Here is a 13,698-nt window from a genome sequence, read left to right on the forward strand (position 1 = left end):
CGGATTGATCTGCTGGTTGAAATTGGCGTGTCCCGGCACGTTGGCGTGTCCGGTGGGGCCGGAATTCGCATGCGAGCCCGCGAAGCCGCCGGGATTCACGCGGGGATCGCGGAACTGGCCCTGAAACTGCTCGCGGCTGAAATTGGCGTGTCCGCCGGTGTTGGCGTGTCCGGTGGGGCCGGAGTTCACATGCGAGGCTTGCGGCAGGCCCTGAAGCACGCCGGGCTGAACCTGAAGCTGCCCCGGCTGGACCTGAACCGGCTGAGGCAGGAAGAGGGGGCGGACTCCGGTCTGCGCCGTCTGGAGCGGCGCGACGGCGCGGACGCCCTGAGGCGTCGCGACGGCGGAGGGCTGGCTGGCGAGGGGCTCCGGCGTCTGGGCGGCCTGAGCCGCGTTCGGAGAGCCGAGCTGCGTGAGCAAAGCGCCCACGGCGAGCAATAATGGTTTGAATTCGTCTTTCATGGCGTCCTCATGCTCATGCGGCGGGAGTCGCGTCGGAATTCATGTTAGACCACGCTCTGGGAAACGAGGAGTCTTATACGCCGACAGGCGATCTCTCGTTCGTGAATGCAAGTCTCACGCGATCTTGAGGCGGAAATATGGCTGTCTTCGCCTTGAGCCGCCTTGATTCGCGAAGCGCTTCGGTCTTGGCCGCCTCCCTTCTGATCGCCGCTCAGCCGGAGTTCCGCTTCCGGGGCGGAGGCTTTATGCTGCCTCAGCCGCAGCCGTTCCGGAGGACCGCCATGACCCGAACTTCGCCCGTCAGCCGCTTTCCCGTTCCCGATCTGGAGGCGTTGCCGGAGGACATCCGCAGCCGCATTCTGGCCGTGCAGGAGAAATCCGGCTTCATTCCGAACATCTTTCTGGCTCTGGCCCATCGGCCCGACGAGTTCCGCGCCTTCTTCGCCTATCACGACGCCCTGATGGAGAAGCCGGGCGGCCTGACCAAGGCCGAGCGCGAAATGATCGTGGTGGCGACTTCGGCGGCCAATCAATGCCAATATTGCGTGGTGGCCCATGGAGCGATCCTGCGGATCCGGGCGAAGAATCCGCTGATCGCCGATCAGATCTCCGCCAATTACCGCAAAGCCGAGATCACGCCGCGTCAGCGCGTCCTGCTGGATTTCGCCATGAAGGCTTCCCAAGAGGCCGCCGCCGTCGAAGCCTCCGACCTTCAGGCTCTGGCGGAGCATGGGTTTTCGCAAGAAGACGTTTGGGACATGGCGGCCATCGTGGCCTTCTTCGCGATGTCCAACCGGCTGGCCAACATCGCCGACATCCGGCCCAATCCCGAATTCTATAATCTGGGACGCTGAAAACGCGTCAGATCCTCGGGGCGGTCGACGTCGGCGGCCTCCTCCGGCGCGAGGTCGAGCAGATCCTCCGGCGCGAGCCCCCGGAGGATCGCCCGCGCGCCCTGATCTCCCTCCGCCCGCAGCGCCGCCGCGAAATCGGCGGCGAGGAGCAGCGCGGGCGGAGAGCGGACGCCCTCGCGGAGGCAGGCCCGCGTCCGGCCCTCCGCTCCGGCGATCAGCCGCCGCAGAAGCTCTCCGGAGACGCCCGGCATGTCGCCAAGGCAGATCAACAGGCTTTCGGCGCCCGCCTCCTGAGCCGCCAGAACCGCCCGCCGCAGAGATTCCGCCATGGGCAGGCCCGGCGCGACCCGCAAAGGCGCGAAGCCCTCCGGCAAGGCCGCCGCGACTTCAGGCGAGGAGACGACCGCCGCCAGAGCGCCGCATCCGGCCTCCCGCATCGCCTCCGCCGCCCAAAGGACCAGAGGCCGCCCCCGCCAAGGCGCGAGAAGCTTATCCTCCGGCCCGAAGCGTCGCGAGGCCCCCGCCGCCAGCAGCGCGCCGAAGGGCGGCTTCATGCTTTGGGCGCCGCCGCCAGAATCTCGGCGAGAACCGAAATCGCCAGAGTCTGCGGATCGCGCGCCGAAGGCACCAGCCCGATGGGGCCGCGCAGGCGGCTCAGAGCGGCTTCCGTCACGCCCATCTCCGCCAGCCGCAGGAGCCGCGTCCGCTGGGCGGAGCGGCTGCCCTGCGCGCCGATGTAAAAGGCGGGGGTCTCCAGCAGGCGGCTGAGGATCTCAGGCTCATAATCATGATCGTGATAGAAAAGCGCCGCCGAGCATCTGGCGTCCAGATCCAGCTCGGCGATCTCCTCCGCCCGCCGCAGAGGCCGCGTCCGGCAGCCGAAGGCGGCGGCGGAGTTCAGGCTCTCCTCCTCATGCGAGATCAGGAGATGGTCGTAGTCGAGGCTCAGCAGCAGCCGCGCGAAGACGGCGGCCTCCGGCCCCGCCCCGAAGACCAGAAAGCGCAGAGCGGGCGGAAATCCCAGAACGAAGCCCTCTTCGGCGGGTCCGGTCGGACGCCAGGGCCCGAGCCCGAGGTCTCCTTGCGGCGAAATCTCCAGCGCGACGGCGCGACGCTCGGCGCGGGCGCGGCTCAAGTCGAAGAGCGCCCCCCGGTCGCGGAGCGGAAAGAGCGAGACCTCCGCCGCGCCGCCGCAGGGCAGGCGCAGATCCATGAAGGGCGAGCCCGCCCCATAACGCAGACGCTGCGGGATTCCGCTCGCGCGGACCTCTTCGGCGCGGAGGATCAAATCCGCCTCCACGCAGCCCGAGGTGACGGCGCCGGCGAAACGCCCGTCTGAGAAGATAGCCATGGCCGCGCCCGGATCGCGATAGGAGGGGCCTTGCGTGGCCGTCAGCAGGGCGAGGACCAAGCCGGGACCGCCGCGCAAGGCGGCCTCCCAAGGGTCTTCGAGAGCGGGGTGGCGGCCTTCCGCCGCGAGAGGCGAAAGCTTCCAGTCGCAGAGCATGAGCATGGCCATGAGAAGATGAGGGGAAGAGCGGCCGCCTCGTGCAGGGCGGCCGCCGGAGCGTCGGCCGACGAAGCCGTAAGGCTTCGCGTCGCGACGACGCGACCAGACGAAATCCGAAGCGTCGGCCGACGAAGCCGCAAGGCTTCGCGGCGCGACGACGCGACCAGACGACATCCGGCCCCGGGGCTCCGGGACTCAGGCGCCGCTCGGCGTCAGGTCGAGCTTCGAGAGCGGCAGACTGCGGATCCGCTCGCCGGTCAGCACGGAGACGGCGTTGACCACCGCAGGCGGGACGCCCGGCAGGCCCGGCTCTCCGATTCCGCCCATCGGCGCCCCGCTCTCAAGGATGCGCACATGGACGCGCGGCATCTTCTCGGGCGGGAGGATGGGATAGGCGTCGAAATTGCGGGCTTCGGGCTCGCCGTCGGTGTAGACGACCTCCTCCAGCAGCGCCGAGGAGAGCCCCAGAGCCACCGCCGAATTCACCTGAGCCTCGATGATCGCCGGATTCACGATGCTGCCCGGATCTATGGCCACCCAGACGTCATGCACCACCGCTTCGCCGTCGAGAAGCGAGACTTCGGCGATGGTGGCGACTTCGCTGTTGAAGGGCGAGGCCATGGCCACGCCCCGGGCGCGCCGGGTGCCGTCCTCCGCCGTGAAGGGGCCGCGTCTCCAGCCGCCGGATAATTCGCCCACCGCCTCCAGAAGGGCCTTATGGCGAGGCATCCCGGCGAGCAGCTTCAGCCGCAGCTCATAGGGATCATGGCCGCCCGCCTCCGCCATTTCATCGAAGAAGGCTTCATAGAAGAAATCATTCATCGAATGCCCGACCGAGCGCCACCAGCCGATCATCGCCGGACTCGGAACCACCACATGCTCCACGCGGCGGTTGGCGATGGCGTAAGGCTTATCGGCGATGCCCTCCACGGCGGAGGGATCGGGATCTTCCGGCTTGCGCCCGAACCAGCGCCCCGTCGGACCCTCGCCGACGGCCTCCGCGAAGAAGGCCTCCGGCAGGCCCTCGGCGTCGAGTCCGGCGCGGAAGCGCGCCACCGCCAGAGGCCGGAAGGCGTCGCGGAGGAATTCCTCCTCGCGGGTCCAGATCACCTTGACCGGACGCCCCGTCGCCTTGGCCAGAGCTATGGCCTGAGGATAGGGGCTCGCGCCGTGATAGAGGAAATGCCGCCCGAAGAATCCGCCGAGCAAAGGCGAATGAATCCGCACCTGCTCGGGCTTCAGGCCGTTTTCGGCGGCCACGGAGGCTTGATACATCTCGGGCGCCTGATTGGGCGTCCAGAGGTCGAGCGTGCCGTCCTCGTTCCAGCGGGCGAGGGCCGAAGGGGGCTCAAGCTGGCCATGGGCGAGGAAAGGCGCGTCGTAAACGGCCTCCAGCTTCTTCGGGGCCTTCTCCAGAGCGGTCGCGGCTTCGCCATGATTCTCGGCGACGAGGCCGGGGCCGGGGGTTGCGATCAGCTGCTGCTTGAAGCCTTCGCTGGAGAAATCGGCGGGCATGACGTTCTTCGCCTCCGCCTCCGGCTCCTTCCATGAGACTTCGAGGCTCTCGACGGCCCGCCGCGCCCGCCACCAGCGATCCGCGACCACCGCGACCGCGCCCGGCAGGGCGTGGACCGAGACCACGCCCGGCATGGCCTCCACCTCTTTGCGATTGGCGATTTCGCCCGGCTCCTGCCCGCGGCGCGGGGCGTGGACCACCGCCGCCTGCAACATGTTCTCGACCTTCAGATCAATGCCGTAGACGGCTTTTCCGGTCGATTTGTCATGAGCGTCGAGACGCGCCACCGGCTTGCCGATCCAGCGGAAATCGCTCGCGTCGCGCAGCGGAGCCTCTTCCGGGATGGGCAGAGCGGCGGCCTCGGCGGCGATCTCGCCGTAAGGGACGCGGCGTCCGGAAGCGGCGTGGACCACCTCGCCCGGCTCGGTGGTCAGCTCCTCCAGCGGGGCGTCGAGCTTTTTGGCGGCGGCCTGAAGCAGCATCATCCGCCCGGAGGCGCCGAGCTTGCGCATGGTCTGATAGCTCGAGCGCACCGAGAAGCTGCCGCCCGTGATGCGCATGCCGCCCATCACCAGCAGATAATCGGGGCCGGGAGGCGCCGCCTCCACTTTGAAGCGCGCGGGATCGACGTCCAGCTCTTCGCCGATGATCTGGGCGAAGGCGGTGTGGACGCCCTGTCCGCCCTCCATGAAGGGGCAACGGAAGAGCACGCTTCCGTCCGGATTGATTTCAAGGAAGGCCGGAACGCGCGTGCCGGGGATGATCTTCGCCGGCGCCTCCTGCGCGCGCGAAACCTTCGCCGGCAGCGAGACGCCCAGCACCAGAGCGCCCAGAGAAGCGCCGAGGAAGCCGCGTCGGGAGAGGTTGACCGGCGCGCCCGTGGCGGGCAGGTCGAAGGCTTTGGGATCGAGGTCGTTCATGGCGTCTTCCTCCCTCAGCCCTGCGCGGCGGCGCGCCGCACGGCGGCGGCGATGGCGTTGTAGGTTCCGCAGCGGCAGAGATTGGTCATCGCGGCGGCGATCTCCTCGTCGTTCGGCTTGGGAGTCTCCTTGAGGAGCGCCGTCGCGGCCATGACCTGCCCGGACTGGCAATAGCCGCATTGCGGCGTCTGCTCGGCGACCCAGGCCGCGACCACGCGCCGCCCGACTTCGTCCTCTTCGACCGCCTCGATGGTGGCGACGGAGGCGCCTTCCACGCTTTCGACGGGGGTGACGCAGCTGCGCGTGGCGACTCCGTCCACGAGCACCGTGCAGGCTCCGCATTGCGCGACGCCGCAACCGTATTTCACGCCCGTCAGGCCGATCTCGTCGCGGAGGACCCAGAGCAGAGGCGTGTCCGGCTCCGAATCGATCTGGCGGGTTTGGCCGTTGATGGTCAGTTCCATTGGGTTTCTCCTCAGATCGCCGCAAACCCGCAGAGGGCTTCGACGAGGGCGCCGCATCCGGCGCCGAGCCTCGGGGGGCTCGACCGGCCCAACGCTTTCGCCTTTTCATAGGCTTTGTCAATCGACAAGCCGGAGAGCGGAAGGATTCCGGAGGGAGATCTTCGGTCGGGACGAAACGGCGTTCGGGGCGCGGAGGCCGCCTTTCCGGAGCCCTTGGGGGGGCGGGAGCCGGAGCAGGAGAGGCGCCGCGGCATGAGGCGGCGAAGCGGATCTGAGGTCGATGGGGCTGCGCCGACATGAAGGCGGAGGCGGGTTCGCTCCGCCTCCGCCCTCGGGTCAGGCGGCTTTTGGGGTTTGGCGCAGGCCGAGGATCTCGCGGGCCTGACGCCATGTGGCGACGGGGCGTCCGTGCTTCTCGCAAAGCTCCGCCGCCCGCCGCACGAGCGCCGCGTTGGAGGGCGCCAGCCGCTCGCGGTCGAGCCGCACGTTGTCCTCGAGTCCGGTGCGGGTGTGGCCGCCCTTCTTGATCGCCCATTCGTTGATCTGAAGCTGCGCCGGACCGATTCCCGCCGCGCACCATCGGGCCTCCGGCGCGAGGCGCTTCAGGGTCTCGATATAAAAGTCGAAGATCGGCTCGTCGGGAGGCATGGCGTTCTTCACCCCCATGACGAATTGCACGTAGAGCGGGCCTTTCAGACGCCCGTCGGCCTGCATCTTCGCCGCCTGCACGATATGCGAGAGGTCGAAAGCCTCGATCTCCGGCTTGACCTCGTATTTCAGCATCTCGGCGGCGAGCCAATCCACCAGATCGGGCGGATTCTCATAGACCCGGGTCGGGAAGTTGTTCGAGCCCACCGAAAGCGAGGCCATGTCCGGGCGGAGCGGCAGCATGCCGCCGCGCGCCTGTCCCGCGCCGGAGCGTCCGCCCGTCGAGAGTTGGATGATCAGGCCGGGACAATGCTTCTCCAGACCTTCCTTCAGGCGGGCGAAGCGTTCGGGGTCGGAGGTGGGCTTGCCCTCCTCGTCGCGGACATGGCAATGGACGACGCTCGCCCCCGCCTCGAAGGACTCCTGCGCGGACTCGATCTGCTCCGCGACGGAGATCGGCACGGCGGGGTTGTTCGCCTTGGTCGGCAAAGAGCCCGTGATCGCCACGCAGATCACGCAGGGATGTTCGGCGGCGCTCATGAAGGCGCTCCGGCCGCGCTCAGGACGTGGAAGCTTCCGCTGGAGAAGAGCAGGGGCGCCGCCTTCGGATCGCGCTCCAGATGGAGCACCCGCCCGATGAAGAGCGTATGGTCGCCCGCCTCCACCTCCTGAGCCACCTCGGTCAGGAAGACCGCCACCGCCCCCGGCGCCACCGGCAGATGATGATGATTGACGAAGAAATTCGCCAGCTCGGGATTATGGCGGCCCGCGAAATGCATCGCCACATGCTCCATGCCCTGCGCCAGAATGTTCACGGCGTAGCGGCCCGAAGCGCGGACCTTCTCATGCATCCGGCTCTTGCGGTCGAGCGAGATGGCGATCAGAGGCGGATCCAGCGAAACCGACATGAAGGCGTTGGCGGTCATGCCGTGGTCGCCCTCCTCGGTGGAGGTGCTGATGACGGTCACGCCGGTGGCGAAGGCGCCGAAGGCGTCGCGCAGGGCGCGGGCGTCGAAATCTGGCTTTTGAGCTTCAGACATTGAATTCATCCTCTCCTTGCCGGACGTCCAGGGTCAAAAGGCCCGCGCCGAAAGCGGCCAGAGCCTGAGGCGCCGCCAGCAAGGCCGCCGCCTCGCCCTGACGGCCCTCCGCGCGCAGAGCCCGGATGCGCGAAGAGGAGATGCGTTCGCCCTCGCGGCAGGCGACGACCGGCGCCTGACGCAGCGGGAAGCGCCGTCCGAGCAAAGCCGCGTCGCCCGATTGCTTCGCGCCGAAGCGGAAATCCGCGCCGACATGCGCCGCGAGCGGTCCGGCTCGCGCGAGGTCTTCGAGGAAATCCTCCGCCGAGCGGGCGGCGTAGGCGGCGGTGAAGGGGGCGACGACGATCCAGTCCGGTCCCAGACGCGCGATCCGCGCGAGCTTCTCGAAGCTCGGCGAGATGCGCGCGGCGCGTCCGAAAAAGACCTTGGGCGGGGGATCGAAGGTCCAGACCACCGCCGGGACTCCGCGCTCGCGGGCTTCGGCCACGGCGGCGGAGATCAGGGCCTGATGGCCGAGATGCACGCCGTCGAAGGCGCCTATGGCCAGAACGCTCGCATCGAGGCGGATCTGCCGATCCGTGACGATCCGCGTGGGGGCGCCGCTGAAATCCAGACTCATGGGGATTCTCCCTGTCCGGCTTTTCCGATGGGCGGAAGGGAGGCCGGAGGCCGGCCTCCCGCGACGTCAGTTGAAGCCCGCCTTCAGGCGGTTGACGTCCCAGGGGTTCACGAGATCCGGCGAGGTCCAGCCGTTCAGGTCGTATTCGGCCATGTAGTCGCGCACCATCTGATGCAGCGCCTCCATTTCGCCGGTCGCCTGAGCCGCGAGCATGGTCTCGACGCGGATGTTCTCGTAATTCCCGGCGTAATTGGTCTCGTAAAGCTCGTGGCGTCCGCCGAACTCCGAGCCGAGGGCGTCCCAGAGCAGCTTGAGCAGCTTCACGCGGTCGAGCGCGACCATGCCGTTGGAGCCGCGCACGAAGCGGTCCAGATAGGGGCGCACGGCGGGGGAGTCGAAATCCAGCGCCGAGCTGGGCAGATAGATCAGCCCTGAAGCCACATGGCGCTCGATCAGCTCCTTGATGCGGCTATAGGCCATGGGCGCGAAGATGCGGTAGGAGAGGCCGTAATTGAGGTTGGGCAGGTTATAGCCTTGCGCGCCCTCCCAAGCCACGGGGCTCTTCACCATCGCGTCCGAGATCGCCCAGAAGAGGTTGCGCCAGCCGAGAACCTCGCCCACCGCCGTCTGAGGCCCGCGGAAGGCGCGCGAGCCCGTCGCCTCCAGAGCCATCGAGAAGAGCGCGGAGATGAAGTCCAGCTTCACCGCCAGCCTTGTGCAGCCGTGCAGCGTGAAGCGCGGCACGAAGCCCGAAGCCGGGAAGAAGGCGTTGATCTTCTCGATGTCGCCGTAGATGAAGACGTTCTCCCAAGGCACGAGCACCTTGTCGAAGACGAGGATCGAGTCGTTTTCGTCGAGGCGGCTGGAGAGGGGATAATCGAAGGGCGTGCCCATCACCGCGGCGTTCAGCTCGTAAGAGGCGCGGCTGATGAGCTTCACGCCGGAGCTGCCCATGGGCGCGGTGAAGATCAGAGCGAATTTCTTCTCTTTGATCGGCACGCCGTAATGCGCGATGAAATTATAATGGGTCAGGGCCGATCCGGTGGCCACCACCTTGGCGCCCGAGACGACGAGGCCCGCGTCGGTCTCCTTCTCCACCTGCATGAAGACGTCGCCGGTCTCCTCGATGGGCAGATGGCGGTCGATGGGCGGATTGACGATGGCGTGGTTCCAGTAATCCAGCCGCTCCTGAGTCCGCGCGTACCAGAGCTTGGCGTTGGGGGCGTATTCGCCGTAAAACTCCGAATTCGCGCCCAAAGTGCCGAGGAAGGCCGCCTTATAATCGGGCGAGCGGCCCATCCAGCCGTTGGCCACGCGCTGAGTCTCGGCGATGGCGTCGCGTCCGGCGATCAGATCCTCGGCCGTTCTGGATCCCTTGAAGAAAGGATGCGTCCAGCCGCCGGATCCGGTGTCGGTGGGGCGGCCGAGGCGGTCCTTCTCGGCGTTGAGCTTATCGTACCAGCGCGCGACCATCCGGGCCGAATTGCGGAAGGCGGGATGCCGCGTCACGTCCTTCACGCGTTCGCCGTGGACGTAGATTTCGCGGTCGTCGCGGATGCTCTCCAGATATTCCGCGCCGGTGTAGGGCGCCGTCCGGGCGGCGGGCTTCTCTTGCATGGGGTCGTCCTCCCTGGTGCGGGCGGGTTCGTTTCGCCCGCTTCCGTCCCCCGAGCCTGAGGGCGGAGGCGCGGAATCGGAAGGTATTGGAAGATACCGCCCGCGGGTCTGGCCGAGCCTCCGCGCCTCATGCAGTCTGGAGGCGCATGGTCGATCAGGAGGCGGCCCCAAGAGCGACGACCGAAAAAAGGCCGCGACCCAAGGAGGAAAGCAATGCGCAACGTCACCATCGACAACGTCACGGACGTGGTCATCGAATCTCTCGGCCGGCATCAGGAGATCCCGGCCCGTCAGCGCGAGATCATGGAGAGCCTGATCCGCCATCTGCACGGCTTCTGCAAAGACGTGAGGCTGACCCACGGCGAATTCCTGCAAGCCTGCGACTACCTCGGCCGCGCCGGAGCCATCTGCTCGGACAAGCGTCAGGAGTTCATCCTGCTCGGCGACATCCTCGGCGTCGAGGTGCTGGTCGACATGCTGACCAATCCCATTCAGGGCGAGGAGACCATCTCCACGGTGCTCGGCCCCTTCTTCCGCGAGAACGCGCCGGTCATGCCCAAAGGCGCCACCACCGTGCGGAAGAACTTCGAGGGTCAGGAGACCGTCTTCGTCGAGGGCTACGTCCGCGACGTGGAGGGCGCGCCCATCGCCGGGGCGATCATCGACATCTGGGAGGACGCCCCCAACGGCCTCTATGAGAACCACGACCACGACCAGCCCGATTATAATCTGCGCGGCCGCTTCGAGACCGACGCGAACGGCCATTACGCGCTGCGGGCCATTCGCCCGGTGCCTTATCCCATCCCCAGCGACGAGACGGCGGGCGAATTGATCCGCTATATGGGCCATCACTCCATGCGCCCCGGCCATCTGCATATGATGGTGACGCGCGACGGCTATCGCTCGCTGATCTCGCAGATCTACGACTCCAGCAGCCCCCATCTCGACGACGATTCCGTCTTCGCCGTGAAGGAGGCCCTCATCGGCGAATTCCGCAAGGCCCCCGAGGGCGCGGACACGGATCTCACCCTGCGCTTCGACTTCATTCTGCCGCGCGCCGAAGCGAAGCGCATGGCGGCGGAATAAGCCTTCGACCTCTCGTCTTCGCCGCGCGCGCTTCTCCCTGACGCGCGGCGCCCGCCTCAGGGAGCCCTCAGGGAAGGAGCGCCGCGATGCACGACCTGAAGCCTCAAGACTCCGCCGCCCTTCTGCGGGATCTGCGCGCCGGGCGGGAAATCCGCTCCGTCGAGACGATGATCGTCGATTGCCCGACCACCCGGCGTCATCGGTTGTCGAACACCGAGATCAATCATCAATCCTATGTGATCCTGCGCGTCGTTCTGGCCGACGGCGCCGTCGGATGGGGCGAGGCGGCCACGCTCGGCGGCCCGCGCTGGGCCGAGGAGAGCGTCGAGGCGATCAAGGCCAATATCGACGCCTATCTGGCGCCGCCTCTGATCGGGCGCTGCGCTCTGGATTTCGAGGCCAACGCCGCCCTGACCGCCAAAGCCGCCAGCCGCAACAACGCCGCGCGGGGCGCTCTGGAGGCCGCTTTATTCGATGCGGCGGGCAAATCCCTCGGGCTTCCGGCGAGCCTTCTGCTCGGCGGGGCGGTCCGCGAGAAGATCGAGGTGCTTTGGGCTTTGGCCTCCGGCGACGCCGATCAGGAGATCGAGGAGGCGAAAGCCAAGCTCGCCGCCCGCGAGCACCGGCGCTTCAAGATCAAGCTCGGCTTCCACCCTCCCGCCGAGGACATGGCGCGGCTGACGAAGATCGTCGAGGCTCTGCCCGGCTGCGAAATCGTCTGCGACGTGAATCAGGGCTGGAGCGAGGCGACGGCGATCCGTTACCTGCCGCGTCTGGCGGAATTGGGGATCGTGCTGATCGAGCAGCCCCTCCGCCCCGGCCTGACCGAGGCCACCGCCCGGATCGCCGCCCGCAGCGCCATTCCGATCATGACCGACGAGGCGGCTTTCTCCGGACCGGAGATCGTCGCCGCCGCCACCGCCGCCGCCGGAAGCGTCTATTCGCTGAAGCTGGTGAAGAGCGGCGGACTTCTGGAGCTGAAGCGCGCCGCCGGAATCGCGCAGGCCTGCGGCATGGAGCTTTACGGCGGCTGTCTGCTGGAGACCGGAATCGGCGCGGCGGCCCATCTGGCGGTCTTCTCCACCTTGCCGCGCCTCGAATGGGGCTGCGAGCATTTCGGCCCGAAGATCCTCAAGACCGATCTCACCAACGGAGAGATCCTGTTCAAGGATTTCCATATCCACGCGCCGCAGGGGCCGGGCCTCGGCGTGACCATCGACGAAGAGGCGCTGCGCGCCGCCAGACGGAAGGGCTGAGCCATGCCGATTCTCCATTGGTCGCCCCGCTCGCCCTATGTGCGCAAGGCCATGCTCGCGCTGCATGAGAAGGGCCTCGCGGATCGGGTGAAGATCCTCCGCACCCACGCCGATCCCATGATCCCGCATGAGGGGCTCATGGAGATCAATCCGCTTTCGAAGATTCCGACGCTCGAACTGGAGGACGGGCGCGTCCTCTTCGACAGCCATGTGATCTGCCGTTGGGCGGATCAGGAAGGCGGCTCCGGCCCGCGGCTCTTCCCCGAGGGCGCCGCCGGGCTGGAGGCCGAGCGCGACGAAGCCCTCGGGACCGGCCTGCTCGACGTGGCCTTGCCTTGGCTGGTCGAGACGCGCATGCGCCCCGAGGCGCAGCGTTCGGTGGAGATGGTCGCGGTCTACCGGACCAAGCTGCGGCGCGCGGCGGATTGGCTGGAGGCCCATGCGCCCCGGCTGGAGGCGCGGCCTTTCGACATCGGCCATCTGACCATCGGCGCGGCTCTGAGCTATCTGGATTTCCGTTTCGACGCCGAAGGCTGGCGCGAGGGTCGTCCGAAGCTGGCGGCCTGGCATGCGGGATTTTCGGCGCGGCCTTCGGTGCAGGCGACCGCCTTCCGCGACGATCCCCGGCCGACGGGCTGAGTCACGAGGCGTCCTGAGCGGTCTTCCGCTCCTGAGCGTGGCGGCGGGCGTGTTTGCGGGCGATGCCGAAGAAATTCATCACCTGCGGCGCGCGATTGTCGAGCCGCGCATGGATGGTCAGGGCCGTGCCGGGATTGAAGCCGACGTAAGGCCGATAGATCACGCCGGGGCGCTGAGTCCGCGCGACGGATTCCGGCGCCACCGAAAGCCCCACTCCCACCGAAACCAGACTGATGGCGCTTTGGAAATCCTGCGTCAATTCGAGTCGGGCGGGCTGGAATCCCTCGCGGGCGCAGATGCCGAGCACCACGTCCGCATAGCTCGGGCGCGGACGGCGCGGATAAAGCACGAAGGTCTGATCCGCGAGATCGGCGAAGCGGATCTCCGCCTGAGCGGCGAAATGAGGCGTGTCGGGCAAAGCGAGGATCAGCTTCTCGCGATAGAGCAATTCACGGCGAAACTCCTCGTCTTTAAGTTCGGGGCGGGCCACGGCCACGTCGATCTCGCGCTGCACGAGCGCCCGTTGAAGATCCGCGTTGTTCATGGAGGAGAGCGCCAGCTCCACCTCGGGATAGGCGGAGCGGAAGGCTTTGATGAGGTTCGGCAGAATCCCATGCGAGGCCGAGCCCACGAAGGCGATCCGCAGACGCCCAGCGCCGCCCGCGCCGATGAGCTTGGTCTCGCGATAAGCCGCGTCGAGCCGCGCGAGGATCTGGCGGGCGTGCTCCTGAAGCGTCTGGCCCGCCTGAGTCAGACGGATCTGGCTGCGGCTGCGGTCGAAGAGCTGCACGCCGAGCTCCGCCTCCAGAGCGGCGATCTGGCGCGACAAAGGAGGCTGGGCCATGTCGAGCCGCGTGGCGGCGCGGCCGAAATGCAGCTCCTCGGCCACCGCGAGGAAATATCTCAGCCTTTTGAACTCCATCTCTCTCTCCCGACGCGCGCCCGGCCAGAGGCGCGAGCCCCGGATTTCACGCATGTTCGGAGAGCCTTTGCCAATACCTGAAAGGTATCGCATGACACGCGGCGGACTCTTGTCAAGGCGCGGCGGGCGGCCTCCTCTTCAGGGA

Annotated in this window: 14 protein-coding genes; 4 read left to right on the forward strand and 10 right to left on the reverse strand. The window is 67.4% G+C overall.

Features of this window, described 5'->3' with window-relative positions; translation table 11 throughout:
• On the reverse strand, window positions 1-462 hold a 462-nt coding region (locus tag B161_RS18365), incomplete at its 3' end, for a hypothetical protein (RefSeq protein WP_040790290.1).
• Between the two features lie 281 nt (window positions 463-743).
• On the opposite strand from B161_RS18365, the gene B161_RS0115820 reads away from it, so the two are divergent.
• Window positions 744-1,316, forward strand: a complete 573-nt coding sequence (locus B161_RS0115820) for a peroxidase-related enzyme (RefSeq protein ID WP_026310497.1) — start codon at window positions 744-746, stop codon at window positions 1,314-1,316.
• Here the strand turns inward: B161_RS0115820 and B161_RS0115825 are convergent.
• The 8 genes from B161_RS0115825 to B161_RS0115860 form a co-directional block, all read right to left on the reverse strand.
• Window positions 1,298-1,870: a nucleotidyltransferase family protein gene (locus tag B161_RS0115825; protein ID WP_018634424.1), complete on the reverse strand. Its 573-nt coding sequence runs from the start codon at window positions 1,868-1,870 to the stop codon at window positions 1,298-1,300. The two genes, B161_RS0115820 and B161_RS0115825, sit on opposite strands and share 19 nt — an antisense overlap.
• Complete coding sequence (locus B161_RS0115830) at window positions 1,867-3,000, reverse strand: XdhC family protein (RefSeq protein WP_240471637.1); 1,134 nt, start codon at window positions 2,998-3,000, stop codon at window positions 1,867-1,869. Before B161_RS0115830 ends, B161_RS0115825 begins: the two co-directional genes overlap by 4 nt.
• 21 nt (window positions 3,001-3,021) lie before the next feature.
• Window positions 3,022-5,262, reverse strand: coding sequence for a xanthine dehydrogenase family protein molybdopterin-binding subunit (locus B161_RS0115835; RefSeq protein ID WP_018634426.1), 2,241 nt, complete (start codon window positions 5,260-5,262; stop codon window positions 3,022-3,024).
• A 14-nt stretch (window positions 5,263-5,276) separates the two neighbouring features.
• Complete coding sequence (locus tag B161_RS0115840; protein WP_018634427.1) at window positions 5,277-5,726, reverse strand: (2Fe-2S)-binding protein; 450 nt, start codon at window positions 5,724-5,726, stop codon at window positions 5,277-5,279.
• A 336-nt stretch (window positions 5,727-6,062) separates the two neighbouring features.
• Entirely contained in the window at window positions 6,063-6,914 is an 852-nt protein-coding gene (locus B161_RS0115845; protein WP_018634428.1) for a BKACE family enzyme, read from the reverse strand.
• Entirely contained in the window at window positions 6,911-7,414 is a 504-nt protein-coding gene (locus B161_RS0115850) for a flavin reductase family protein (protein WP_018634429.1), read from the reverse strand. The genes B161_RS0115845 and B161_RS0115850 overlap by 4 nt, the downstream gene beginning before the upstream one ends.
• Window positions 7,407-8,033, reverse strand: a complete 627-nt coding sequence (locus B161_RS0115855) for an FAD synthetase family protein (RefSeq protein WP_018634430.1) — start codon at window positions 8,031-8,033, stop codon at window positions 7,407-7,409. The genes B161_RS0115850 and B161_RS0115855 overlap by 8 nt, the downstream gene beginning before the upstream one ends.
• Window positions 8,034-8,099: 66 nt before the next feature.
• Window positions 8,100-9,650 carry a 4-hydroxyphenylacetate 3-hydroxylase N-terminal domain-containing protein gene (locus tag B161_RS0115860; RefSeq protein WP_018634431.1) on the reverse strand — a complete coding sequence of 517 codons (1,551 nt, stop codon included), beginning with the start codon at window positions 9,648-9,650 and terminating at the stop codon, window positions 8,100-8,102.
• A gap of 213 nt (window positions 9,651-9,863) precedes the next feature.
• Between B161_RS0115860 and B161_RS0115865 the strand changes: the two genes are divergently transcribed.
• The 3 genes from B161_RS0115865 to B161_RS0115875 all read left to right on the forward strand — a co-directional run bounded on the left by B161_RS0115865 (window position 9,864) and on the right by B161_RS0115875 (window position 12,631).
• A complete protein-coding gene (locus B161_RS0115865; RefSeq protein WP_018634432.1) occupies window positions 9,864-10,736 on the forward strand; it encodes a dioxygenase family protein in 873 nt (290 codons plus the stop codon).
• An 86-nt stretch (window positions 10,737-10,822) separates the two neighbouring features.
• Entirely contained in the window at window positions 10,823-11,992 is a 1,170-nt protein-coding gene (locus tag B161_RS0115870; protein WP_018634433.1) for a muconate/chloromuconate family cycloisomerase, read from the forward strand.
• A 3-nt stretch (window positions 11,993-11,995) separates the two neighbouring features.
• The gene (locus B161_RS0115875) at window positions 11,996-12,631 is read left to right on the forward strand and encodes a glutathione S-transferase family protein (RefSeq protein ID WP_018634434.1); all 636 of its coding nucleotides are present in this window, start codon (window positions 11,996-11,998) and stop codon (window positions 12,629-12,631) included.
• A 1-nt stretch (window position 12,632) separates the two neighbouring features.
• Here the strand turns inward: B161_RS0115875 and B161_RS0115880 are convergent, their stop codons facing one another.
• On the reverse strand, window positions 12,633-13,553 hold the full coding sequence (locus B161_RS0115880; protein WP_018634435.1) for a LysR family transcriptional regulator: 921 nt from the start codon (window positions 13,551-13,553) through the stop codon (window positions 12,633-12,635).
• Window positions 13,554-13,698: the final 145 nt, after the last annotated feature.

This window comes from Neomegalonema perideroedes DSM 15528 (genome assembly GCF_000374145.1).
Classification (GTDB): domain Bacteria; phylum Pseudomonadota; class Alphaproteobacteria; order Rhodobacterales; family Rhodobacteraceae; genus Neomegalonema; species Neomegalonema perideroedes.